The sequence below is a fragment of the Petrotoga mexicana DSM 14811 genome (genome assembly GCF_002895565.1).
Taxonomy (GTDB): Bacteria; Thermotogota; Thermotogae; order Petrotogales; family Petrotogaceae; genus Petrotoga; species Petrotoga mexicana.
Genome location: NZ_AZRN01000005.1, coordinates 71111 through 97379, shown reverse-complemented (window position 1 = coordinate 97379; position 26269 = coordinate 71111). Strand labels below are relative to the sequence as shown.

18 protein-coding genes and 3 tRNA genes are annotated in these 26269 nt (G+C 34.3%); 13 read left to right on the top strand and 8 right to left on the bottom strand.

Annotation, left to right across the window (positions count from 1 at the left end; genetic code table 11):
* The 6 genes from X927_RS01965 to X927_RS01940 all read left to right on the top strand — a co-directional run.
* Positions 1 to 244 (top strand): oligopeptide/dipeptide ABC transporter ATP-binding protein (locus X927_RS01965; RefSeq protein ID WP_342750009.1); only part of this gene is annotated, 244 nt, incomplete at its 5' end.
* Positions 245 to 259: 15 nt separating this feature from the next.
* Positions 260 to 1969, top strand: coding sequence for a beta-glucuronidase (gene uidA / locus X927_RS01960; RefSeq protein WP_103076431.1), 1710 nt, complete (start codon positions 260 to 262; stop codon positions 1967 to 1969).
* A 62-nt stretch (positions 1970 to 2031) separates the two neighbouring features.
* Positions 2032 to 4095, top strand: coding sequence for a beta-galactosidase (locus X927_RS01955; protein WP_103076435.1), 2064 nt, complete (start codon positions 2032 to 2034; stop codon positions 4093 to 4095).
* Positions 4096 to 4291: 196 nt separating this feature from the next.
* Positions 4292 to 5494, top strand: coding sequence for a sugar ABC transporter substrate-binding protein (locus X927_RS01950; protein ID WP_103076430.1), 1203 nt, complete (start codon positions 4292 to 4294; stop codon positions 5492 to 5494).
* A gap of 427 nt (positions 5495 to 5921) precedes the next feature.
* Complete coding sequence (locus X927_RS01945) at positions 5922 to 7094, top strand: MFS transporter (RefSeq protein ID WP_103076429.1); 1173 nt, start codon at positions 5922 to 5924, stop codon at positions 7092 to 7094.
* Between the two features lie 65 nt (positions 7095 to 7159).
* Positions 7160 to 9298, top strand: coding sequence for an alpha-galactosidase (locus X927_RS01940; protein WP_103076428.1), 2139 nt, complete (start codon positions 7160 to 7162; stop codon positions 9296 to 9298).
* 87 nt (positions 9299 to 9385) lie between these two features.
* Here the strand turns inward: X927_RS01940 and X927_RS01935 are convergent.
* The 3 genes from X927_RS01935 to X927_RS01925 form a co-directional block, all read right to left on the bottom strand.
* Positions 9386 to 9462 (bottom strand) — tRNA-Met (locus X927_RS01935).
* A 9-nt stretch (positions 9463 to 9471) separates the two neighbouring features.
* A tRNA-Met gene (locus X927_RS01930) sits at positions 9472 to 9548 on the bottom strand.
* Between the two features lie 32 nt (positions 9549 to 9580).
* Positions 9581 to 9666: transfer RNA gene (locus tag X927_RS01925), tRNA-Leu, on the bottom strand.
* A gap of 147 nt (positions 9667 to 9813) precedes the next feature.
* Here X927_RS01925 and X927_RS01920 point away from each other — a divergent pair.
* Positions 9814 to 12258: a TolB family protein gene (locus tag X927_RS01920; protein WP_103076427.1), complete on the top strand. Its 2445-nt coding sequence runs from the start codon at positions 9814 to 9816 to the stop codon at positions 12256 to 12258.
* A gap of 9 nt (positions 12259 to 12267) precedes the next feature.
* On the opposite strand, the gene X927_RS01915 is transcribed toward X927_RS01920, so the two are convergent.
* The 5 genes from X927_RS01915 to ftsH form a co-directional block, all read right to left on the bottom strand.
* Complete coding sequence (locus tag X927_RS01915; RefSeq protein ID WP_169925092.1) at positions 12268 to 14664, bottom strand: efflux RND transporter permease subunit; 2397 nt, start codon at positions 14662 to 14664, stop codon at positions 12268 to 12270.
* A 438-nt stretch (positions 14665 to 15102) separates the two neighbouring features.
* The gene (locus X927_RS01905) at positions 15103 to 15792 is read right to left on the bottom strand and encodes a hypothetical protein (protein ID WP_103076424.1); all 690 of its coding nucleotides are present in this window, start codon (positions 15790 to 15792) and stop codon (positions 15103 to 15105) included.
* Between the two features lies 1 nt (position 15793).
* Positions 15794 to 17074, bottom strand: coding sequence for a S41 family peptidase (locus tag X927_RS01900; protein ID WP_103076423.1), 1281 nt, complete (start codon positions 17072 to 17074; stop codon positions 15794 to 15796).
* Positions 17075 to 17243: 169 nt separating this feature from the next.
* Positions 17244 to 17513: a metal-sensitive transcriptional regulator gene (locus tag X927_RS01895; protein ID WP_103076422.1), complete on the bottom strand. Its 270-nt coding sequence runs from the start codon at positions 17511 to 17513 to the stop codon at positions 17244 to 17246.
* Positions 17514 to 17549: 36 nt separating this feature from the next.
* The gene (gene ftsH, locus X927_RS01890) at positions 17550 to 19442 is read right to left on the bottom strand and encodes an ATP-dependent zinc metalloprotease FtsH (RefSeq protein WP_103076421.1); all 1893 of its coding nucleotides are present in this window, start codon (positions 19440 to 19442) and stop codon (positions 17550 to 17552) included.
* A 386-nt stretch (positions 19443 to 19828) separates the two neighbouring features.
* Here ftsH and X927_RS01885 point away from each other — a divergent pair, with 386 nt between their 5' ends.
* From X927_RS01885 to X927_RS01860, 6 genes are read left to right on the top strand one after another with little or no spacing between them, the layout of a single operon-like run.
* Positions 19829 to 20830: a TolC family protein gene (locus X927_RS01885; RefSeq protein WP_103076420.1), complete on the top strand. Its 1002-nt coding sequence runs from the start codon at positions 19829 to 19831 to the stop codon at positions 20828 to 20830.
* On the top strand, positions 20827 to 22170 hold the full coding sequence (locus X927_RS01880; RefSeq protein WP_103076419.1) for a hypothetical protein: 1344 nt from the start codon (positions 20827 to 20829) through the stop codon (positions 22168 to 22170). The genes X927_RS01885 and X927_RS01880 overlap by 4 nt, the downstream gene beginning before the upstream one ends.
* Positions 22167 to 23234: an efflux RND transporter periplasmic adaptor subunit gene (locus X927_RS01875; RefSeq protein ID WP_103076418.1), complete on the top strand. Its 1068-nt coding sequence runs from the start codon at positions 22167 to 22169 to the stop codon at positions 23232 to 23234. The genes X927_RS01880 and X927_RS01875 overlap by 4 nt, the downstream gene beginning before the upstream one ends.
* Entirely contained in the window at positions 23231 to 23929 is a 699-nt protein-coding gene (locus tag X927_RS01870; RefSeq protein ID WP_103076417.1) for an ATP-binding cassette domain-containing protein, read from the top strand. The genes X927_RS01875 and X927_RS01870 overlap by 4 nt, the downstream gene beginning before the upstream one ends.
* The gene (locus tag X927_RS01865; RefSeq protein WP_211287789.1) at positions 23916 to 25124 is read left to right on the top strand and encodes an ABC transporter permease; all 1209 of its coding nucleotides are present in this window, start codon (positions 23916 to 23918) and stop codon (positions 25122 to 25124) included. Before X927_RS01870 ends, X927_RS01865 begins: the two co-directional genes overlap by 14 nt.
* 14 nt (positions 25125 to 25138) lie before the next feature.
* Entirely contained in the window at positions 25139 to 26266 is a 1128-nt protein-coding gene (locus tag X927_RS01860) for a family 1 glycosylhydrolase (RefSeq protein WP_103076416.1), read from the top strand.
* Positions 26267 to 26269 lie beyond the last annotated feature (3 nt).

Sequence of the window (26269 nt, the reverse complement as noted above, 5' to 3'; positions counted from 1 at the left end):
CCCGAAACACCCATACACACAAATGCTGAAAGAATCGATACCTGAACCAGATCCGAAAAAGAAATGGACAGAACGGATAAGTATAAAAGAGTTGGAAACAGAAGAGTACATGAGAAAAGGATGTAAGTTTGCAGGTAGATGCCCGTTTGTTATGGAAAAGTGTAAAGATAATATGCCACCAGAAATACAAACAGAAAATCGTATGGTTCGTTGTTGGTTGTATGAGAATAAGGAAGATAAATAAAAAGGAGTTTTTAAAATGTTAAGGGCGCAAGAGAATAAAAAAAGAGCACTTATAAGTTTAAGTGGGATATGGGAAATAAAAAAGGATAAAAGCACAGAGGAGGAAGATATTAGACCAATTGCTGTTCCGGGAAGTTGGAACGAACAATATCAAGATTTCCTATATGAAGAGGGGAAAATGAGATACAAAAAAACTTTTCACCTTTCAAAAGATTTTGAAGAGAAAGCTATAAGGCTTTATTTTGAGGCGGTTAATACAAGAAGTGAAATTTATCTAAATGGTGAAAAGGTAGGAGAAAATGAAGTTGGATACCTACCATTTGAAATAGATATAACTGATAAGGTTAAGTTTGAAGAAGAAAATATCTTAGAAGTACTTGTGGAAAATGAACTCAGAACAGACTCTTTTCCTGCGGGAAATACACCTCAAGAAGATTTGCTGGTTGGTACTGCCGATAGAAGGCCCAGTACGAACTTTGATTTCTTAAACTATGGAGGAATAATCAGACCTGTAACGATAGAGATAACCAACAAAGAAAAGATAACAGATATCATGGTTGACACTTCTCTTTCTTCTCCAAAAGAAAAAAGAGGGATAATTAATTTTGAAATACTAACAAATGCAAACAATAATGGAACTATTGAAGTAGTAATAGCTGGAGAAAAGCATCAAAAAGACATAGAAAATGGTAAAGCGGATGTAAAAGTAGAATTGGAAAATGCGAAGTTTTGGAATTTGGAAAATCCTTATTTATACGACGTTGAAATCAATCTTAAAAGAAAAGATCAGACATTAGACAGTTATAAAATGAAAATTGGAATAAGAAAGATAAGGTGGGACAGTAAAAATTTATACTTAAACGACGAACCATTAAAATTAAAAGGATTTGGTAAACACGAAGAATTTCCTGTTTTAGGTCAAGGAACATTTTATCCCCTGATAGTTAAAGATTATAACCTATTAAAATGGATAGGAGCTAACTCATTTAGGACTTCTCATTACCCTTATACAGAAGATTGGCTTGATTTAGCCGATCAACTAGGGATATTGGTAATAGATGAAGCACCGCATGTAGGAATAACAAGGTATCATTACAACGATGAAACCACAAAATTATGTGTAAAAAACATAAAAAGAATGATAGATAGGGATAAAAATCATCCAAGTGTGATAATGTGGAGTGTAGCTAACGAACCAGAATCTACCCATCCAAAATCAGAAGAATTTTTTAAACAATTGTATGAAACAGCAAAAAAATCAGACAAAACGAGACCAGTAACCTTTGTTAGTTGTATGGATATGCCAGGAAGGGAAGATGTATCTTTAAAATATTTTGACATAATTTGTATAAACAGGTATTTTGGTTGGTATGTTTTCCAAGGTAGACTTGACGAAGCAATAAGTGCATTAAATGAAAATTTAGAATATGTATATAAGAAGTACAACAAACCTATACTCTTAACAGAGTTTGGAGCTGATGCTATACCAGGTTATCATTATGATCCACCTATCATGTTTTCGGAAGAATACCAAAAAGAATTAATAAAAAGGTACATAGAAGTAATTGAATCAAAGGATTACACCTTAGGAGAGCATATATGGGCCTTTGCAGATTTTAAAACTCAAGAGGAAGTAAAAAGACCCATTCTTAACCACAAAGGTGTTTTTACAAGAGATAGACAGCCAAAAATAGTTGCACATTATTTAAGAGATATTTGGAAATAAGAATGGAATATAGTAATAAAAAAAATACGATTTTCATCATTAAATTAAAAGGAGAGAAAATAATGACTAAAAAGTATGAACCAATAAGTGCAAAAGTGCCTCATTTTCTACATGGAGCAGATTATAACCCTGATCAATGGTTAAAATATCCAGAAGTCTTAGAAGATGATATCAAGCTTATGAAGCTAGCTGGATGCAACGTTATGTCTGTAGGCATATTCGCCTGGAGTACTTTGGAACCTGAAGAAGGGAAGTTTAATTTCGGTTGGTTAGATAAAGTTATAGAAAAACTATACAAAAATGGAATATATACAATCTTAGCAACTCCAAGTGGTGCTAGGCCTGCCTGGATGTCGCAGAAATATCCAGAAGTTTTGAGGGTAGGACCAAATAGAGTGAGAAACCTTCACGGTAAGCGTCATAATCATTGTTATACATCTCCAATCTACAGAGAAAAAGTCAACATAATAAACACAAAGCTAGCAGAAAGGTATTCGAATCATCCGGGAGTAATAGCTTGGCATGTATCCAACGAATACGGTGGGGAATGTCACTGCGATCTCTGCCAAGAATCCTTTAGGAATTGGTTAAAAGAGAAATACAAAACCTTAGAAAATCTGAATGATGCCTGGTGGACGGCTTTTTGGAGTCATACCTACACCGATTGGTCACAGATAGAATCTCCCGCGCCTCATGGAGAAGACTTACTTCATGGATTAAATTTAGACTGGAAAAGATTTGTAACTCACCAAACCGTTGATTTCTTCAAACATGAGATAGAACCTCTCAAAAATATAAATCCAAGTTTACCTGTGACAACCAACTTTATGGGAATATATGAGGGATTGGATTACTGGAAATTTGTTGATTATGTGGATGTAATTTCCTGGGACAATTACCCGAGGTGGCATAGTAATGATGATTATGATTTAGCCTGTGGAGTAAGTATGGTTCATGATTTGAATAGATCATTAAAAGACGGAAAACCTTTCATGCTTATGGAGAGCACTCCTAGTACAACTAATTGGCAGGAAGTAAGTAAATTGAAAAGGCCAGGAATGCATCTATTATCTTCTATTCAAGCGGTAGCTCATGGTTCAGATACCGTTCAATATTTTCAGTGGAGAAAAAGCAGAGGGAGCAGTGAAAAATTTCATGGAGCTGTTGTTGATCATTGTGGGCATGAAAATACCAGAGTTTTTAACGATGTCAAAATCGTTGGTGAAACACTAAAAAGATTAGATGAAGTAATAGGAACAACAGTAGATCCAGAAGTTGCTATTATTTTTGATTGGGAAAATAGGTGGGCGATGAAAGATGCCCAGGGCCCAAGAAACATAGGCATACATTACGAAGAAGCCATTAAAGAAAATTATAAACCTTTCTGGAAGAATGGTGTACCTGTTGACGTTATAAATATGGACTGTGACTTTTCAAAATACAAGTTATTGATAGCCCCAATGCTTTATATGGTTAAACAAGGGATAGGTGAAAAAATTAAAGAATTTGTGAAAAACGGTGGGACTTTTGTTGCTACATACTGGTCAGGAATAGTCAACGAGACAGATTTGTGTTTCTTAGGCGGATTTCCAGGTCCGTTGAGAGAGGTTCTTGGAATTTGGTCTGAGGAGATAGACGCACTTTACGATGGTGAGAGTAGACTCGTTTCTTTTGATAATGAAAATGAATTGGGTTTGAAAGGTGAGTATGAAGCAAAAGAGCTATGTGATTTGATCCATTTAGAAGGAGCAAGATCTTTGGCAACCTACAAAGATGACTTTTACAAAGGGAGGCCTGCTTTAACGGTCAATGATTTTTCAAAAGGAAGAGCATATTACATAGCTTCAAGAAATGAAGAGCAGTTTAATGATATGTTTTATGGGAAACTGATTGAAGAACTGGGATTGCAAAAGGTTGTTGATACAGAATTACCATACGGTATTACAGCTCAAATGAGAACTGATGGAGAGAAAGATTATATTTTTGTGATGAACTTTACTCAAGAAGAAAAAACAGTCGAACTTGATGAAAAGGAATATATCGACCTTCTGGAAGGTGAAACTTCAGACAGAAAAATAACTGTTCCAGGTTATGGGGTTAAGATTTTGAAAAGAATGAAATCTTGATTCAGCCTGTGCTTACCCATTTCAGAAATAGGTGAAAGCAATGACCTCCTTACGAGATAATAAAGATATGGTATCAAATAAATTATATAGTGAGGAGGTAAAAGTATAATATTGAAGGTTTTAAAAGTTAGTTACAATGCATGTTTTAGGGTTTTTAAAGTGTCTAATAAACATATTATACGAGGAGGGAACAAAGATGAAAAAAGGCTTAATTTTAACTTTTGTAATGTTGGTAGGAGTACTTTCGCTATTTTCACAAACGTTAACCGTGTGGTCTTCTGAAAAACAAGTCGATTTCATAAAAAGGATCGGTCAGGAGTTTACCAGGGATACTGGAATAAATGTTGATGTCCAAATGGTTACTTTCGGTGATATAAGGTCAAAATTCCTAACCGCAGCACAGGCAGGAGAAGGTCCAGATATAATAGTTGGGGCTCAGGACTGGGTTGGAGAATTAGTAATGAATGATTTACTCGAACCTATTCCACAATCTGCTATCGAACTTGATAAGTTTGCTCCATCAGGAATTCAAGCCTTCACTTATGAAGGCAAGTTGTATGGATTGCCCTACGCCCTCGAAGCTAATGCATTATTCTATAACCGTGATTATGTAAGCGATGAAGAAGTTCCAACAAGTATAGACGAGCTAAAGGCATTAGCAAAAGAGTTTACCACGGATGAAACGGTTGGATTTGCCTTTGTTGCTAATGAATTGTATCATGCTTATGGTTTTCTTAGCGCATACGGTGCATATGTTTTTGGATACGATCCTAAAACTGGTTACGATATAACCGACATCGGATTGAACAATGAAGAGGCTATAAAGGCTGCATATCTTGTAAAGAGTTTCTTTGACGAAGGTATAGTACCACAAGGTATGAACTACAATATTATGGATTCGATGTTCCTGGATGGTTTGGCAGCTATGGTAATAAACGGTCCATGGGCTGTAAAAGCATATTTAGATGCAGGTATAGACTTTGGCGTAGTTCCACTAACAATCATAGAGGTTGAGCCAGGTAAAACGATGAAGCCTTTTGTTGGTGTACAAGGATTGATGATCAATTCTAGGTCAGAAAACAAGGCGTTCGCTATGGAATTCATTATTAATTACCTAGCAACAGCTGAAGGAATATATCAATTCTATATCGCTGACCCAAGATTGCCGTCAAGAGTTGATGTTTCTCAGATAATTGAGGAACAAGGTGGGCCAGTTCCTGCTGAGATAGTTGCTGCCTTCACTGAAAGCGCTGCAGGTGGAGAACCCATGCCCAATATACCTGCAATGCAAATGGTATGGACACCTATGGATGATGCTCTTAACAATATTATAAACGGGACACAAACACCAGAAGAAGCACTCAACGATGCCGTATCAAAGATAAAAGCAGCTTTGTAATTTTAAATTATTGATCTTTTAAGATTAAAAGGTATCAAATTTTTTAACCAAGAAAAAGGAGAGGTTATCCCCTCTCCCTTTTGTTCGTCCAGAATGCTCAATAGCTAAGCAGTGAAAGCCCGCTGTGGATCAGATAGCGAGGGGAAACCGCTAGTTGAAGGTACGGGAACAATGTGAAGGGTTTCAATTATCAATCTGTTGAGCCATGGTATACCGAGAGGTACGTACGGTGGTGTGGAAGGACGGTAGATAAATTAATTGTCTATCTTCTACCCAACTAAAATAATTTAATAGTTTATCTTAGCAACTAATAAATGCCTGTCACAAATAAAAAAATCTGGGTTAATAGATTTTTTGAAGTTTGTATAATGCGTAAATGTGATAAAATTAAAAGTATAAGAAAAAAATTATTGGGGGAAGCAAAAAGTTGAATTCTGCAAAAAAACGAAGTCAAAAAAATAACATGTTAATTATATTTGGTGTAACGTTGATGGTCGTCATGGGTGTATCGAGTATTTCTCCTGTTTTTCCTTTGATAAAGGAAGAATTCAATGTAACAGAGCAACAGGTAGGCTTGTTAATTACTTTTTTCAACTTGCCTGCCATATTTTTAACTCCATTATTTGGTGTTTTAGCTGATAGATATGGAAGAAAAAAATTTATGGTTCCTCTCCTATTTTTATTCGCTGTATCTGGGGTGTTAAGTGGTTTAACAACAAATTTTAACATTTTACTGTTATTACGTGCCATAAATGGAGCGGGAGCATCCGCCTTGGGCGCATTGAATGTAACCCTTATGGGTGATCTATTTAGAGAAAGAGAAAGATTAAAAGTTATAGGTTACAATGAAACCGTTGCAAATATTGGATTAGCTATCTATCCACTTATTGGTGGAGTGCTGGCTATTTTTGGTTGGCAGTTTCCTTTTTTTCTGTCCATTTTAGCTGTACCCGTAGGAATAGCTACCTTATTTCTTCTTGAAGATTCTCATCAAAATGATGGTGAGAACTTGAAAGATTATTTTATGGATCTGTTTAAAGTTTTAAAAGATTTGAGAATTATTTTTATATATATTGCTGGGTTTTCTACCTTCTTTTTGTTCAGTGGTGCATATTCTTCGTATCTACCTTTTTTATCAGAATATAAGTTTGGTTTTCTCCCTTGGATAACAGGTTTATTAATGTTTTTTATGTCTTTTACTGCTGCATTTGCTGCTTCACAGTTGGTGAAGTTAAGCGATAGATACACAGTAAAATGGTTGTTAGCATTTTCTTATGTATTTTATGCGATCTCACTTTTTTTATTGATGGTTGTTAGAAATTTTGTAGGTTTGATGGTAGCTGTTATTATTTTTGGCATGGGGCATGGCATAAATATACCTAGTATGCACACTCTGACTACTGAAATAACTTCAAGAAAAAATAGAGGAGCGGTGATTTCCTTAAGAGAGGTTTTCTTTAAGTTATCTGGAACTGTGGCTCCATTGATGATGGGATTTCTTTATACATTAAACGGGATTGATGCTGTTTATCTTTTTTCGGCTATTTATTCTTTGGGTATTTTCGTTCTTTTATTTTTTTCTTTCAAAAAAATATTTTGAGTGTTCTACGATAAGTTTTTGATTTTAAAAGGCTCATTATTTAAATGTGAAAAGGGGGTAATCAAATGCCTATAACTTTTGATCAAGAAACGAAGAGATGGTTTTTGGAAACAGAAAATATGGGTTACGTTTTTGGATTAGATGATCAAGGGAAAATTAAAAATTTGTACTGGGGATCAAAGTTACCAAGGTTTCAAGACTACCCAGAAGTTAAAGATTTGATTGTAATGGACAGATACACGTGGAATGATGAATTTTCAGTGAGAGGAGAAAAGAACAATGTCGAGCATTGTTTGAAAGTTGAATATTACGATGGTGTCAGGGATGTTGTGTTGAATTACAAAAGTTTTGAAGTGAGTGGGAATGATCTAGTAATCAAGCTAAGCGATGATCATTATAATTTGGATGTAAATCTTTTCTATAAGGTCATAGAAAAGTACGATATCATAGAAAGATGGATTGAGATTGAAAACAATTCTAATGAAGAAATAAAGATAGAAGATATGAAATCTGCCTCGCTTTATGTTGAAAATGATGAAAAAGCAAAATTAAATTATCTTGCAGGTATGTGGGGGAGTGAGTTTCATTTAAGAAAAGAAGGCATAAACGAGGGAAACAAAGTTTTGGAGAGTAGGGTTGGGAAAACAAGCGCCTATCTGAATCCTTTTTTTGCGATCGATTACTCTGCTGATGAAGATCACGGAAAGGTATACTTTGGTGAATTAGCCTGGAGTGGTAATTGGAAAATAGTAGTACAAAAACGTATATACGAAAGAATAGCGATAATTGGAGGTATAAATGACTGGGATTTTAGTTATATACTAGAACCCTCAGAAAAAATTACTACTCCTAAATTTGTGTTTGGCTTTTCAGACGAGGGTTTTACAAAGGCGAGCCAGAATATACATCATTACCAGCTCGACTACGTATTGCCAGAAGATAAAGCACACAAATTAAGAAAGGTTTTGTACAATTCTTGGGAAGCCACGACGTTTAATGTGAACGAAGAAAATCAAAAAATATTGGCTGAAAAAGCTGCAAAGATTGGTGTGGAACTTTTTGTTATAGACGATGGATGGTTTGGAGAAAGAAATGACGACCATGCTGGGTTAGGAGATTGGTATGTGAACAAAGAAAAATTTCCAAATGGTTTGCAACCTTTGATAAGCTATGTTAAGTCCTTAGGGATGGATTTTGGCATATGGGTAGAACCAGAGATGGTTAACCCTGACAGTGAATTGTATAGAAAACACCCTGACTGGGTGATTAGTTTTCCAAATAGGCCAAAATCACTTCAACGAAATCAATTGATGCTTAATTTAGCAAGAGAAGATGTAAAAAATTTCATCATTGATTTCATGGATAATCTTTTAACACGGAACGATATAGATTTCGTCAAATGGGATATGAACAGGCATGTTTTTGAGTCAGGATGGATGCAAGTGGAACCACGAAAACAAAGAGAAATATGGGTTAAATACGTGTGGAACTTATACGATATTTGGAAATATTTAAGAGAAAAACATCCACACGTTACTTTTGAAAACTGTTCTAGCGGTGGGGGAAGAGTGGATATAGGCTTAATGCAATTTGCGGATCAAGTATGGACAAGCGACAACACGGACCCATATGATAGATTAGAGATCCAAGAGGGTTTTTCCTACGCATACGCACCAAAAATAATGATGGCGTGGGTAACTGACTGGGGAGGAAAAGAGACTTATCCTTTAGCGTACAGATTTCATTCATCGATGATGGGATCTTTGGGAATCGGTGCGGATTTAAATAAATTCTCTGAAAAAGATTTCGATTTAGCAAGGTATCAGGTTCAGTTGTATAAAGAGATAAGAGAGATAGTACAAGAAGGCTATCAATTCAGACTTTCTTCCGTTACAAAGGATAGGTATTTTGCGGTGGAATATTTGAGTAAAAACAGAGATGAAGGTGTTTTGATATATTTAAGGAATCCAAGAAGGTTTGGCTTGTTCGATAGGGTGGATGTCAAGCTAAAAGATTTGGAAAACGATACTGTATACACTGTTTATGAAGGGCTTCAAGGAGAAGAAAAAGAGCTAATTAAATTATCTGGAAAGGCATTGAAAGAAAGGGGAATTATAATAGAGGATTCCTCTAAAGATTTTTTCGAAACGGGAAAAGTAACTCATTTTTATAGCAGAATACTGAGGTTTAGAAAGAGTGATTAATAATTCGTCAAAATATTAAAATAAAGCTAAAAAAAGATGGGGCATCTATTAAATTACCCCATCTTTTTATTTAAGAAATTTCATTTATGGTGGCGGCGAAGAGATTCGAACTCTTGACACTACGGGTATGAACCGTATGCTCTAGCCAACTGAGCTACGCCGCCATATAAAAATGGTAGCGGGGGTAGGATTTGAACCTACGACCTTCGGGTTATGAGCCCGACGAGCTACCAGACTGCTCCACCCCGCACCAAGTAATGTAGTATAATTAATTTAAAAGGGTGCCGAGAGTCGGACTCGAACCGACACGGGTATTCCTACCCAGCGGATTTTAAGTCCGCAGCGTCTACCAATTCCGCCATCTCGGCATTTATTCCAAAGATAAGTCTATCATAAAAAGGAAAGTTTGTCAATACCTCATCGACCATTTTATTTGTATATTCTATTTTTTATAAATTTTAAAAAATTATATTATAATTAGATGAGCATTAAAAAACCAAAGGAGTGATTTTCCGATGACAATTAAAGGATTTAGAAAATTGTTTGTATTCATATTTTGTCTGTCGATTTCTTTAACGATTTTTTCTTCTTTTGTTTATACACCACCTAAAGATCTTTATCAGGTAGAAACAGAGAATTACAGGTTTGTTTTTGAGAAAGATCTTTATTATTTTTACGAAGAACTCGCCGATACCGCTGAAGAGTTATATACAAAGTACACTTATTTTTACGGTTCAAATCCTGGCAAAATCACGGTTTATATTTTAGACGATGTTGATTTTACAAACTCTTTTGCTTCCACAGGCACAAATGTGATAAGGCTTTACGTTAATCCTCCAGAAGATTTTTTGGCACTAGGGGGAAACGTAGAAGATTGGGGTAAATTTGTTTTTTCTCATGAGTTGAATCATATTTTTTATGGGAATGATGTTAGAGATCCTTTTATATATTGGATTCCTAGTAAATTGATAAAAAATACGCTTAACATGTATCATCAGCCAAGCTATTTGCATGAAGGTCTCTCTATTTACATGGAAAGTAAAGAGTTTGGAGGAAGATTTGAAGATGATCTTTTCAATATGTATCTAAGATCTGAGATACTGAGTAACAACTTCCCGAGATATTATTTAGGTTCGGGTTCTTTAGTCGATATATGGAGCCCTGCTGGTTTTAACTATATGTATGGAGCAATTCTGGTGAAAGAAATAGTTAATAATTATGGAGAGGGCGCATTGAGACAGATAATAAGGGTCTTAAATACCAACGTTTTTAGCAATTTAGATGAAGCGTTTTATTGGGTAACAAGGGATAGTTGGACCAGATTTTTGATAGATATTAAGCAAGAATATCTTAATGAATACGATCGATTAAATGAAAAAGGTTACAAATTATCTTATTTAAAAATTGATGACACTTATCAAGATACGGGGAATCTTAGAACTGATGGTGTTTCTCTTTATGGATATTTGGTTATGCCCGATCAACCAAAGGGTATATACAGAAATGACGAGTTAGTCAAAAAGGGAGTAAGTTCATTCGATGTAAATTCAAGAGGAGATCTTTTGTACTTAGTGACTACCTACAACATGGGATATTACACAAATAAGTTGTATTATGATTGTAATTGCCCCAACGGTGAAAGGCTAATAGATGAAAGGGTTAAAGCTTTTGGTTTTGTGGGAAACGATAAGATAGCTTATTCAAAACTAGATAAAGGCTTGACCGCTTTGTATTTGTACGATTTAAAGGCTAACGAAGCAAAAAAGTTAATAGATTTTGGTAAGTATGTTTTTAACGATATTGTAGGAAAAGAAGATGTAATATATTTTTCCGCTAATTACAATAACCAAACGGATATCTATTCATATGATTTATCATCAGAAAATATTTATCAAATTACCGATGATGAAGTTAAAGAACTCGGGTTATTTATTGATAATGATTTTATATATTATTCTGCTAATTACGAAGATGGGATTTACAATATTTATAGATTAAACACAAGCAACAAAACAGTTGAACGTTTGACAAATTACTTAAGTGGTGGTTTTGAACCAGTAGTTTTAAACGATAAATTGTACCATTTAGTTTACGATCATGAGGGATACCATTTGAGTTATTTAGATTTAGAAAATGCAGTTAAAGAAAGTTTTGTTTTACAAGGCGAATTTACACAAGTTGAGTTTGAGAGTTATGAAATATATTATCCTGAAGATGTTGAAGTAAAAGAATATACATTTGAAAACCCTTATATAGTGCCATTTCCAATTTTAGCCGTTGATACAGAAGAAAATATTTTATACGGAGCGGGTACATTTTTTATCAGCGAGGCTATGAACTACATGGGGTTTGTAGATGCGTACTCAGATGGTAACGAAATTTACGGGGATTTATCTTTGGCCTTTGATTATTATACGACTAACAGTGTTACTCTGAGTTTGGACGAAGAAGATGTTTCGACAAGTTTCTATATTTCTAATAATTATCTTTGGTATTTAGGAAATACGATAAACACATTTGTGGGAGGTGGAGGTTCCTTTAAAAACACAACTTTTGAAAAGTATGCCTTAGATTCTGTTTTCCAAATAGGTCCCTACTCTGTTAACAATTACGATATTTATGAAGTGGGGTTAGGAATCACGTATGATTCAAGTTCTGGTATAAACGCAAATTTAGATAAACCTTTTGTTCTGCTTGATACGAAGATAAATCCTTACATTGGGTATGAGAATGAATCTATATACGCCGGAAGTAAGGTAGAAAAGACATTATGGAGACCATATATCTCTTTTGAATCTGGGAAGTATAGATTCGATGGAATAAAGGCAGGAGGAGATATCAAGTATGATTTTGGACAAGAAAAATTTGATTATCTTGCTTACATTCAATTTGATCTGAGTATCTTTTATTGGTTGAATGTACCATTGCAGATAAACAGCGATATGTTCAAACCAAAATAAATAAGTTAATTATTTTTTCCTTTTCCAAAATTTTTTTAGTATTTCTCTGTTTACAATGAACATAACAGCTGTAAACAACCAGGTAAAACCCAAAGACATAGACATCGTCAAACTAAATTCTTTTAAAAGTTCTCCTCTAGAAAATTGAAAACTCAAGAAAGAAAGCGTTGTCGTAGAAAGTGAAAAGGTTATAGATTTTAAGATATTCCAAAAGTTTGTTTTGTTATTACTGAACGTATGGTATATATGGAGAAATCCATCTATACCTATACCAAAGATTAAGGGAAAAGTTAGAACGGTTACGAAAGTAGCCCTTATACCTATTAAATACGACACTCCAAAAGTAGCTAATACAGAAATTATAAGGCTAAACATAGCTTCTGATGGTTGAACAACATTTTTTCTAACAATAGCAGTTATACCCCATATGGAGATGAAAGATAGGAATAATGGTATATAAAATCTTTGTCTAATCATCTCCATTATTTTATATGTTGCTTTTGGTAAGCCTAGAATGTTTTCTCCCTTTTCCCCCAAGGCATCAAAGAAAATTTTTATTCCGTTGTTACTCCAAAGGCTGAATTTGGGAGTGACCTCTAAAAGAAGATATTTTTGGCCATCCTTCTCTATTAAAAAATTACCCCTGAGATCCTCAGGGAAAATATCCATTATATTCAAAGTAAAATGGTAAAGGTCTGAAGAGCGTGCTGCTGCATCTATCAGTTTTAGACTGTCAGAATATAAATTATATTTTTTTAAAATGGATATTATTATTGGATTATTAATAACTTGAGATAAACCTTCAAGTTGCGTTTTTATCTTAGAAAATTCTCCAAGATTTTCTTGAATTATGTCTGGCAAACTGTTGACAGATTCCACAACCCCCGTATCTAATAATTCTTTTTTGACTGTTTCAATATCTTCGTCAACTCTCATTAGATATTGCAATGTATCAAAAGAAATATTTCCAAAGTGTTTTAAAATTTGTTCTCCAACCTTCACAGATTCTGAATTGGAAGAGATTAACCCTGGAGGCGTATACGAAAAATTAGTGTAATTAATTAAACCCACAACGCTGAAGATCGAAACCGCTGGAACCACTATGATAAAAATCATTTTTGAGTTTTTTAATATAAAGTGAGGGAATTTTTTAAAGGCGTTGTCTATTTTGGCCGTAAAAGGAGAAATTTTTATGTTTACTTTTAAAGCGTAAATTAATGTTGGGACAAAAAAAATCATTATACAGAAAAAAACCAACAAGCCCAATGAGCTAACGATTGCTAACTCGTTAAAAGCTGGTAATCCCATGAAAAAAAGCGTTAAGAAAACTATGATAGTAGTTATCATTCCAAAGAAGAGAGGAAAAAGAATTCCTTTGTAAGTAGAAGCTAATGCGGTAGTGAAGTTACCATCATCCTCAATTTCTTTTGAAAATCTAGTCATCACATGAATCCCATAGGCTATTCCCAAGCCTAAAGTTATCGCCATGACAAAAGAAGTTACAATATTCAATTCTCCGAAAGTTAACGTAATGAGTCCCATCGTTAAAAGTGTAGATACTATCAAACCTAAAAGTACTATTATAGAAGAAGTAAAATTACCAAATGCAAAAGCGAATAAAATAGTTATGAATATTATGGATAAGGTTGTGGTTAATCTAAAATCTTCCATAACCGTACGATTAGATTCATATTCCGTGACGTAAGAATTAGTCAAACCCGTTTTTATATTGAAAGTTTTTTCAATCTCTGTCAGAATTGAATCCACTTTTGGAACAATGTAGTTTACATAATCTAAATCAGAGGAAGGTTTGTTGAAAGTGAGTCCCATAATCATAACTTTTCCATCAGGTGATAAAGTGTAGTAGGAACTAATTAAATCGGTATTTTCACCAGTTTGGAGAATATTTTCTAAACCATAAATATCTTCCAAAAAGCTATCCATTTTTTCAAATAATTCAAAATCATACGTGAAATTTCCATTTAACAAACTGCCAAAACTTTGTAAATTCTCATACATTGTGTATATTAAATCCGTTTGGCTTAAGTTTATGATGCCGTATGAAAAAAGGAATGATAGATCCGTTTGTACAAAACTCAAAAAAGTAGGTTCATTTTGCATCAAATCGTGAAAAGTTTCGGCAATTTGTGAAGGCTGAGCATTATCGTTGAGAAAAAATGCAGCAACCATAACATCAGATCCTTCGAGAAACGCTTGCTCTTCAAGAAGTTCAACAACAATCTCTGAGTCTTGAGGTAGTATTTTCAACAAATCTGAGTTTACCTTCAATTTCGTAGAAAAAAAGCCAAGGATAATTGTAAACACTAAAACTACCGCTATTATGTAATAAGCATTTCGGGTGATAAAATTTGCAAGTTCTAAAAAGAAGTCCTTTTTTTCTCTCACAATAACCACCATACTAGGAAAAGGTCAAAAACAATACCTATTATCACCGAATAATAATTCTTCTTTTTTAAGTCTATATAAAATCTTAAGATAATTACCCATAAAACAGAGAAATAGAGAAAAGGCTTTCCTAATAAACCTAATATAACAGGGGAAACGGAAGAAATGTATGCATATAGTAAATTAGAATCAGAACAGAAAAGCATTCTTATACCTGAACTTAAATAAGAAAAAAGTAGGATAAAAATAAGAAGTTTAAGTTTGGAAACGTCAAAACGTCCCACTTCAAGTAACTGCATATTTCTCAAAAATACCGGAGAGAAAATGTAAAATAGGATTATGAGAAGTGGGATAAAAAAGGATTTTTTTGTGACGTTGAAAATATTTTTTGGGTTTATAAGAGAGTTGAAAAAGTCTAAAAAAATATTTGGCATTTTTTCATCCTTCGAAGACAAGAACTGAAACATTCTGTTCAATATCTATATTTTCCTGTCTAAAAACATCCAACAAAGGGTTCACTGCAGGATTGTTAAGTAAATCTTCATCCACGATAACTCCACCATATTCGTTCAATGAATTTAAAATATCCCTATTGAAAGAATATGATCTATAATCCTCTTGTGTGAATAAGTTATACCTGGATTTCATTATGTTTATTGTGTTCTCATCAAATTTTTCAAGGTTTAAAACATATATCTTTGGAGTTAATTCTAAGTATAAATTGTCTGTTATAAGTTGATAGTAGGCCAAAGTTAAACCATATAATTCATAATCGTTTCTTGATTCTTTATATCTAACACCTGTGGATATAATCAAACTTCTGAAATCATCGTAAGCATTTTTAGTAACAGGTTTTATAGTTAGTTTGTTGTTTCTAAAATCAAAATTTAAAGTTCCTACAAATACCCCATCATCCATTATATTACGAGTTATAATAGAAAGGTTGTTCACATCATTTAACTGATCATTTAAAAAAGAAACATCATAATTGACATTTTTTACTGTAAATTTGGGAGATTTTTCTATATTATAATTGATGCTTTCTATTCGTCCCATTGATAAATATAAGCCGGTGGACAAAGAAAAAAATATTAAAAAAATAGATATTACCCATCCATAAAAACGCAACTTAGTTACCTCCAGTTAAAAAGTCCAAGGCAGTTTTCAGTTGCAAATCTTCTTCAATATTTAGTACAGGTTTTTCTGTAGTCGTATAGAAAGCTTCAGTTGCCTCTTCTTCAGATATTTCTGTCATAGAGATGACTTCCCTTTCTGGGTTACTTACCTCTATATCAGGTTTTATCCCTTTTAAATGAATATCTGATCCGCTTGGTGTGAAATAATGGGCTATAGGTAACCAAATCTCTCCTCCCGTGGATAAGCTAAATGTGCTTTGTACCGCGGCTTTTCCATACGTTGTTTCTCCAATGACGGTTGCTACGCCATTATCTTTAAGAGCCCCGGTTAGGATTTCTGAAGCAGATGCCGAACCACCATTAACTAACAAAACAATAGGGATATTTTGTAAAAAACTATAATAATTTCCGGGAATAGTGGGAATAGATTCTTTTGTGTCATCAAAATATTTAACACTAACTATTTCACCGCTCTTTAAAAACATGGAAGTAATATCAACAGCTGATTGTAAAAGTCCACCCGGGTTGTTTCTTAAATCAATTATTAATCCATCTGTATTTTGATTTGATAGATTATTTAAAGCTTCGCTCATTTCTTCAGCACTTGATTTGGCGAAATTAGTAAGTAATATGTAACCAAGCTTTTTATTTTTGTATTCTATCGTATCGAATTTTACAGTCTTAGTTTCTATTGTTTCTCTTATTAATGTTATATTCTTTGGTTCAGTCCAAGAGTCGCGGTATATTTCCAAGGTAACTTCCGTGCCAGGTTCTCCCCTCATTAGCGAGGCTGATTTACTAAGGCCAAGTTCGGATGTGGGGGTACCGTCAATTGATAAAATGTAATCGTTAGCCATTAATCCTGCTCTTTGTGCAGGCGTTCCATTCATCGGTGAAACGATAAGAACTGCATCCATTTCGTAATCGTATCTAATAGTTAACCCTATCCCACCATATTTACCTTCTATGTCTATTTTACTTTCTTCTGTTTGAACGGAATCAAGATACCAGGCAAAAGGATCCTCAAGTCCTTTCATCATCCCTTCAATTGTGGAATCCACAATTTTATCGTAATCAACGTTGTCTTTGTCATAATAATAATTGACTATGTAGTATAACGTAGAATAAATAGGTTCTTCAAACTTATCTAAATAGATTTGCGTTACAGTATCCTTTTGATAACTGTTAGAAACAGTATCTGCAAAGATCCAGGAAGTAATAAATAAACCAAAAATTATTATTACAGATAGCAATTTTTTCTTTTTTTTACTCATCTAAGTCTCTCCTTGATAAAAAAATTTATATGGTTATTTTAGACTAAAACTTGTTTTAGAGCCCCCTCGCCCCGCTCCCCACCCTTCTAAGGAAGGGATCTGCAGTTCCTTAGACCCTGCTACCAGCTTATAAAGATAAAAGAATTTTTATTATTTCTCCTCTCTACAATCATATTTCTCTAAATTTTGATAAAACTTGTATTAATTCGTCTAGCATCTTTTCGTTTCCTGTTTCTTCATATTCTAATATACAGCTTTTTGTATAACCTTTCATTATTTCTTCAGCGGTTTTATTTAAAGCTCCTTTCACCGCAGATAACTGTGTTAATATATCTGCACATCTTCTTTCTTCTTCCAACATTTTTTGAAGGCCCCTAACTTGACCTTCTATTCTTTTCAATCGCCTGATTAAATTATCTTTGTTGTAGTTTGAAGACATGGATACACCTCTTTAAGTTAAGATCTTTGTTATATTTTAGGCATACGATAAAAAAAGGTTTGTTTCTTTTACATCTTTGTCTTTTAAAACGTAATCATTAAGCTCGTCAATATCCATTTCCATCATTTTTTTAAACTCTTTTCCAGAGATATTCTCTTTATTATAGAGATAAATGGCTAAAAGGTCAAGTCGTTTTCTATTTTCTAACAGTAAGTTCTTAGCTTTTTCATAACTGCTAAGAATAAAGTTTTTGATCTCTGAATCTATTTCTTTAGCCGTCTCTTGGGAAAAATTCTTCATTCTAGTTATTTCTCTTCCCAAAAAGATTTCTCCTTCTTCTTCACCCCATGCGATGGGTCCAATCTTTTCACTCATACCTAATTGGGCAACCATTTCCCTTACTAGCTCTGTAGCTCTCTTTAAATCGTTTCCTGCTCCTGTTGTGATTTCATTGAATACAATCTCTTCGGCCGCTCTTCCGCCTAACATACCGACTATTTTATCCTTTATTTCTGGTTCTGTGATTAAAAACCTGTCTTCGGTTGGAAGTTGCATAGTGTAACCTAAAGCCGCTTGTCCACGAGGAACTATGGTGATTTTGTGAACAGGATCTGCGTAAGGTAAAAGATAACCTAAAAAAGCATGGCCCAATTCGTGATAGGTGATAACTTTTTTCTCTTTGGGGGTTATTTTTCGTGATTTACGAGCGGGACCCACAATCACCCTTTCTATTGCCTCCTGGAAATCATCGTTAGTTATGTGATCTCTGTTGTCTCTCGCTGCTAGTAGAGCTGCTTCATTTACCATATTTTCTAAATCAGCACCTACGAAACCAGGGGTACTTCGAGCCAAACTTTTAACGTCTATATCGTCTGCGATTTTTTTCCCTCTTAGATGAATCTTTATAATTTCCTCTCTCGCCCTTAAATCAGGTACATCTAAGAATATTTTTTTGTCGAACCTTCCAGGTCTTAAGAGTGCTTTATCTAAGATGTCTGGTCTATTTGTTGCGGCCATCACTACTATACCTTCTCGGGGATCAAAGCCGTCCATTTCAACTAATAAAGCGTTCAAAGTTTGCTCCCTTTCGTCATGACCTCCACCTAAACCTGTTCCTCTTTGCCTTCCAACGGCATCCAGTTCGTCGATGAAAATTATTGCAGGACTATTCTCTTTTGCTTCTTTAAAAAGGTCTCTGACTCTGGCTGCTCCCACACCTACAAATAATTCAACGAAATCAGAACCTGACATAAAATAAAATGGCACATTAGCCTCTCCTGCAACAGCTCTAGCTACCAAAGTCTTTCCGGTGCCCGGAGGTCCTGCCAAGAGGACACCTTTAGGCATTTTTGCTCCCAAGGCACTAAAGTTTTTAGGATCTTTTAGAAAATTAACTATATCTTCTAACTCTTCTTTAACTTCGTCGATTCCAGCTACGTCATTGAAAGTAATTTTATTTTTTCTAGCATCATATCTTTTAGCAGGGTTTCTCCTATAATTAGCTCCAGGTATCCCCTCCCCTGTTCCGGATCTTCTGAACATCCAAAACCAAAAAAACATTAGTATTATTAATGGTAACATATAGATAAGCATAGTAACCCACCAACTTGCCCCGGTGTTTTGAATATACTCAATCTTAATGCCATCATTTGCCAATGCCCTTACATAAGCTTGATCCATAAGCAAAGTTGGGGCGTAAACTTGAAAAAGCTGTCCGTTTTTGGCTTTTGCTTGGATTAAACCACTTGTATCGATCTGTAAACTTATGATCGTATCTTGATTTATTAAATTCACCAGATCGGTGTAACTTATCTCAGTTATGTTGGAGGTATTCAACTGAGAAATACTCATAAAAATAAGCATAGCTAGAATGAAATATATAAAAAGCGGTCCAAATAGAGAACCTCTTCTGTTTGGATTGTTATTCATAAAAGCCTCCTTTTTGTAAAAATAATTTTATATCTTTCGTATATCATATTTTATAATAATATTATAACATTTGCAAATGTTATAAAAAAATTTTTCTTGTACTAGCATTTGAAGAAAGAAATTGTCTACTATTAGAGACTGTTAAAGAATACATTATATTCAAAAAAATGAATTTTTTAAGCTATATTTAAGTGAAAAATTATATACTAAAAAGGTATTTGTGAATTTATTATTTTAAAAAATAACAGAGGAAGGGGTGGGCAGGGGACGAAGGGGCAAATCCTTCCACCCTTCCTGATGGGTGGGCTGTGGGGCGAAGGGGAGCAAAATAAAAAGTTTTAGAGTTTTTAAAAATATTATAAAAAACAACCAAAGGAGGAAAAACGATGAAGAAAGTAGTATTGATAGCATTTACACTGTTTTTAGTGACGGGGATGTTTTCAGCAGGTTTAACAGAGGTGTTTGATACAGCCAAAGCGAGTAGTACCATATACAAAACCGCACAGCTTGATCTCGAAAAGACTAACCTCGATTACAACAAGGCTAAGATAGAGGCAACGAACAGGAAGTTAGAATTAAGTGGGGAATTAAGTTATTACTCAGGTCTTTCAAACTACAATACCTCTATGAAAGATTACTACGGTGACATAGTAGACAGAGTTTTGGATGTTTACGTAGAAGAAATCAACGTAAAAACAGCTGATTTGCAGTTAAAAAACGCACAGATAACCTACGACAACAACACTGAATTGTTCAACAATGGCTTGATCTCAGAAGACGACCTTAAAAGTTCTGAACTTGATGTAAGTGATGCACAAAACAATTTGGAAAGTGCACAATTAAATTTAGAAACCGCCAAAGACAACTTAAAAGAATTATACGAAGGAGATTACAGCCAAATAGAGATAAATGTTCCAACGTATGAAGGTATATTCGTAAGTGATGAGGAATATTTAAACAACAACTACAATCTAAAAATGGCACAAATAAACGTAGATATTTCACAATACGATCTCAACAACTTACCTGCCAACGCATCATCTTATGAAAAAAGGATAGCGGAGTTAACACACCAAAAAAATATCTTAAGTTTGCAAGACACTCAAGATACATTGATCGAAGCACACAAAACAACAAAAAATAGTATCGAAACCCTTTACAAAAGTTTGAAAAATTCAGAAGAAAGAATGAACTTAGCTCAAAGCACATATAACGACACAAAGGATAGATTCAACAAAGGATTGGTATCTGAATTGGAGTTAAACACTGCGAATATAAACTATCTAACAACACAAAAGAATTATTATGAAAGTGTAAGAAGTTACATAAAAGCATATATCAACTACATAATAGACACAGGAAGGAGCCTTGAGGAGGTAGGATTGTGAAAAAACTTATAGTTTTAGTAATAACCCTTCTCGTAGGAATCCTGAGCATATTTGGGATGACGTTCGAAGAGTTATACCAACAAAACTTAGAGAAAAGTTCAGCCTATACCCAAGCGGAGTTGAGCTTAAGAAGCGCACAATTAGAGATGAACAAAATAGACAACTTCTTTGTTCCATATTTGGGAATATCTGTTGATACAGTGAAAACAGGGATAGATCCATTTGGAAAAGAAACAATCGTTGGTGGGTTGGTTTTTGGAGGGGAAGGAAAACTGGAAGGTTACGAGATTTCTTTAGACGTAAACTTCTTAGAAGTATGGGGAGCACAGGTAGGTGCCTCGTTTCCTTTTACTTTAAATACAGATGAATGGACGATAGACACTCCTGACGAATCAGATATATCAATCTCTTTATCACGTGATCTAACAATAATTGACAGGGCGGAAAGGTTGAAAACAGAAAGCAGTTACTACGATGCACTCTCTAAATACTACATGGCTCAAACGAATGAACTCATAACCACGATCGAAGATGTATTCACCAGATATTACAACGAAGAGATGATTCAGACGTACGAAGACGAAATAGAAATACTGAACCAACAGTACAATTTATCAACCGATGAAGACGAAAAAGAAAACTTAGAAAAACAGATACTTACTGCTCAAAAGAATTTAGAAACTTTAAGAGCAAGCAATGCACCCTTAGAATACTTTGAATACACAGATGAACTATACAACCAAACAAAGGATACGGTAGAAAGAATAATAAATGAGAATCAAAACTATCCAATAAATATTGAAGAAAGGCTAGATTTAAAATCGTTACAACTTCAAGAAGAGGCATCTGAAATAGAAAGTAATTTCTGGTTCATTCCTTACTTGCCTTTCAATACGATAAGTGTGTCTATGAATCCATTTAAAGAAACGGATGAATTGTTTGAAAAAGTGAGTATAAGCGTAGGATTTCAATTAGCTATATTAGATAAAGGAGAAAGAAAGTTGGCGTCTGATACTATGAAAACAAACGTTGCCGCTTTGACGTACGATGAAAGTATGTTAGAAGCGGAAAATGCGATAAGAAATTTGGAAACAACCAGAAGAACTTTGAATTATGACGTTAAAATAAAACAAATAGATTTAGAAAACGCGATGGAAGATTACAATAGAAACAATGAATTAAATAGCCAAGGATACATAACCAAAGAGGAATTAAAATTATCAGAAATAGCGTTGAGAAGGGCACAATTAGCCAGTGAAAATACGGAAAACGATATTTTGACAAACGAATTAAGAATAATGCAGCAATACTATGTGGACATATGGGGTGATATAAATTGAAAAGAAGAGGAAAGATAACGATATGGACAATAGTGATAGTAGCTATAGTTGTAATAGTTGGGATAATATTTTTTCCAATGCAAAGTTCACCTACAACTTCTGAAACAAGTGGATTACCTTCAATATACTTAGAATACGAGGTAAAATCAGATGGCGTAGGAGATTCGATAGAAGTGGTGGGAAATATAACCGCTGAGATTGAATCAGTGATCCCAAAAGTTTCCGGAGAAATAGTTGAGGTATACGTAGAAAAAGGAGACGAGGTTGAAGAAGGTCAGATATTAGCTAAAATAGATGATCTTGACTATCAGATAGCGTACTTGAATGCCTTAAATGATTACGAATCATCAACCAACGTAGGTGAACGGATGAAGGAAGTAAAAAGGTTACAGTTGGAAAAAGCAAAGAAGAATTTGGAAGAAACTGAGATAAAATCACCTGTTTCAGGGATAGTAAACACAGTAAATATTTCCAAGGGAGATATGGTTGGAACAACTTCTGCCGTATTAACTATAGTGGATAATAGCACAATAAAAGTTGAAACTGCGGTTGATGAAATAGATTTCCCGCTTATAAATGAAGGCATGGACGCAACAATAAGAATAGATCCTTTGAATTTAGAAGAGCCAGGAGTAATAACATGGGTTAGTCCAACTACTCAAACGGATATGGGGGTAGTTGTTATACCAATTGAAATTGAATTTACACAAGATAATCCTCAAAATCTCCTGATTCCCGGTATGACAGCCGATGTAGAAATAGTTACCTTAAAATTGGAAAACACAGTAGCTGTACCAAAAGATGCCATTCATGAAGGGGTTGATGGGGCAAAAATAGTATACAAAAAGACTGCAGAAGGTGGTATGGAACCTGTTCAAGTACAAACTGGAAAAGAAACGGATAGCATGGTTGAAATAACTGCGGGTTTAAAAGCAGGAGATAAGGTTTTGATATTGCCATCTCAAGAAGAAGCACAAAGAATAATGCAAAATTATGGTATTCCAATGGGAGTACCTGTTGCTCCAGGCGCTGTTCCTCAAGGTCCTGGAGGAGGCGGATTTTGATGGCAGTAATGGAATTAAAAGATGTATGGAAAATATACGATGTTGGAGAAGTAAAAGTTGAGGCACTGCGCGGGGTTTCTTTTAATGTTGAAGATGGTGAATATGTCATCATAATCGGACCTTCAGGTAGCGGTAAATCAACTTTGTTACAAATTCTTGGTTGTCTGGATAAACCTACAAAAGGACAGGTATACATTGAAAATGTAGAAGTGTCCAAAATGAAAGATAGAGAATTAGCAAGGGTAAGAAACAAAAAGATAGGATTTGTTTTTCAAAGTTTCAATTTACTTCCAAAGTTGAGTGCATTGGAAAATGTTGAACTTCCTTTAATATATGCGGGTGTACCTCAGAAAAAAAGAAGGGAGATAGCAAAAGAACAATTAGAGTTAGTAGGGCTCGGTAACAGGTTAGATCATAAACCAACTCAACTATCGGGTGGGCAACAACAAAGGGTAGCAATAGCAAGAGCTTTAGCTAACGATCCAGCCTTTCTTTTAGCTGATGAACCGACGGGGAACCTGGATACTAAAAGTGGAGAAGAAATTCTTCAAATATTTAGGAAGTTGAACGATATGGGTAAAACGCTAGTTGTCGTCACCCATGATATGAGAATGTTAGATGAAGGATCAAAAACGATTAGATTGTTGGATGGAAGGATCCAGTCGATAGAGGTGAACACAGTTGGAAATACTTAAAGAGACCATTAGATCATTGCTTTCTAACAAGTTGAGGACGTTTCTTTCAATGTTGGGAATAATAATAGGTGTTGGTGCGGTAATGACGATAATAGCCATAGGTGATGGAGCAAGGCAGGAAATAAACAACACCGTTTCTTCTCTTGGGTCAAACATTATTATGGTTAACTCCACTGTGTATTCAAGATTTGCATCTCAGCCCCTGGAGTTTCAGGATGCGATTAACATTAAAAGTATGGTTCCACAAGTAAAGAATGCTACAGGTGTTTTAAATTCAAATTTGACCATTGAAAGTGCTGGAGAAACGATTTCCGGATCGGTATTCGGAGTTATGCCTAGTTTTTTTGATATAATGAACTTAAATATTGCTTATGGTAGAAGGTTAGATGAAACTGACGAAGAAGAATTAAGGTCGGTTGCCGTTATAGGTTATAATATAGCTAATGAATTATTTGGTCGTCAAAATGTTGTTGGTGAACGAATCAATGTTATTCAAAGTGGAAATTCTGGTAGTAGAAAGGTTTCTTTTGAAATAGTTGGAGTTTTGGAAAAAACCGGAACAAGGTTATTATTTAACGTTGATGATATGATCATACTCCCCCATACAGTAGCAGATTATAGGCTGTTTCACATGAATGGAAGGACGAGCTCTATTTTTGTTTCAGCAGTAGATGAGAATACTGCAGAATTGGCAACCATGGCGACGGACTTTTATCTTTATAGAAAATTTGGAGATTCTGATAAATACAGTATATTAAGTCAAGACGCTATTTTAGAAGCTGTTAATCAAATAACTGGTATTATGAATGTGATACTTGTAGGAATAGCGGCAATTTCGTTAGTTGTAGGCGGAATAGGAATAATGAATATTATGCTCGTCACCGTTAAAGAAAGAACCAGAGAGATAGGTATAAAGATGGCTATAGGAGCCACAAGACATAGGATTTTGATGGAATTTTTAGTTGAGAGTATAGTTTTAACGGTGGTAGCTGGTATAATAGGTATGATATTAGGTGGGCTTCTCTCAGGTTTAATAGCATATTTTGGTAGAGCTTTTGGATTAACGGCCGTCATAACGTGGAAATCGATCGCTTTATCCTTCGGGGTATCTGCGGCGATAGGTTTATTCTTTGGTATATACCCAGCAAATCAAGCGTCAAAGTTGAGCCCAATAGAAGCGTTAAGATACGAGTAAAGAAGGTGTTTTATGTGGAAAATGTAAATTTTCCGAGATCTTTTTTGTGGGGAGTAAACTCCCCTTTCTTTTCTTTTTTGGAAAATTCAACGGAAGGATCGAAACAACAAATATTTGAAAATGCGGAAAAAAACTTGAACAAACAATTATCTTTTCTTAAGAGGTTGAAAATTAATTCTTTTAGATTCAATCTAAATTGGGATTTGTTATATCTTGATCCTTTTTATTCTTGTGCTATGTATGATAACTTTATAGAGCAACTACGTCAAAGTGGAATTGAACCTATCGTTAACCTCGTCGATTTTGATTTCCTTTCATACAATAAAAAAGAAGTTGTTGATAATATAGAAAATGAAGAAAATATCTCGATATTTATAGAAATTATAGAAAAGATTGTCTCCACTTTTAAATTCAAGGTTCAATATTATATTATCTTGAATCATACTGCAAAATACCTAAAAAAAAGATTTTTTAAAGGTGCAGATGTTGATAACACCGCATTACATGAAACGGTTCAAAATCTCTTCAATCTTTACGATAAAAGTGTTCGTATAATAAAAAGTATTAACCCTTACGCTAAAGTATCGGTAAGCGAGGAATTTTATGTTGAGGAAGAAGAACAGTTAGATTTTGTTTTTTCCTTTATTGATGTAATTGTAAAAGGAGAAAGCCCTTTTTTTGAAAACATGGCTTTTAAAAACTCTGATATAGATTTTATTGGGATAAATTTCAATGATTTAACTTCAAATTCAGAAGAATATACTTCTTTAATAAAAGAACTTTCAAAAGGGAAGAATGCTAATGACCTTGATGAAGTAATAAAAAGATTTTCTTCTAAATATTACATTCCTTTTCTAATAACTGATAATGTATCCACTATTGATGACGATAGTTTAAAAAGCCGTTATTTAGTTAATAATTTATATAAAATTAATCAATCTTTGGAAAATAATGCGAAGATTTTCGGATACATCTACAATTCCTTAAGTGATGTTAAAATCAATAATCTTCTTTTAAAAACAGGTCTGTATAGAATAGACGATAAAAATAATTATATCAGTTTGAAAAACTTTGCAAAAATCTATTCGAATATCATAGAAGATAATAGTATAAACGAAAGATACCTAAAATATATTGATTAGCTT

Bases quoted from the DNA above. Each gene is read 5' to 3' on its own strand.
- uidA (WP_103076431.1), top strand. From the start codon at position 260: ATGTTAAGGGCGCAAGAGAATAAAAAAAGAGCACTTATAAGTTTAAGT.
- X927_RS01955 (WP_103076435.1), top strand. From the start codon at position 2,032: ATGACTAAAAAGTATGAACCAATAAGTGCAAAAGTGCCTCATTTTCTA.
- X927_RS01950 (WP_103076430.1), top strand. From the start codon at position 4,292: ATGAAAAAAGGCTTAATTTTAACTTTTGTAATGTTGGTAGGAGTACTT.
- X927_RS01940 (WP_103076428.1), top strand. From the start codon at position 7,160: ATGCCTATAACTTTTGATCAAGAAACGAAGAGATGGTTTTTGGAAACA.
- X927_RS01920 (WP_103076427.1), top strand. From the start codon at position 9,814: ATGACAATTAAAGGATTTAGAAAATTGTTTGTATTCATATTTTGTCTG.
- X927_RS01900 (WP_103076423.1), bottom strand. From the start codon at position 17,074: ATGAGTAAAAAAAAGAAAAAATTGCTATCTGTAATAATAATTTTTGGT.
- X927_RS01895 (WP_103076422.1), bottom strand. From the start codon at position 17,513: ATGTCTTCAAACTACAACAAAGATAATTTAATCAGGCGATTGAAAAGA.
- ftsH (WP_103076421.1), bottom strand. From the start codon at position 19,442: ATGAATAACAATCCAAACAGAAGAGGTTCTCTATTTGGACCGCTTTTT.
- X927_RS01885 (WP_103076420.1), top strand. From the start codon at position 19,829: ATGAAGAAAGTAGTATTGATAGCATTTACACTGTTTTTAGTGACGGGG.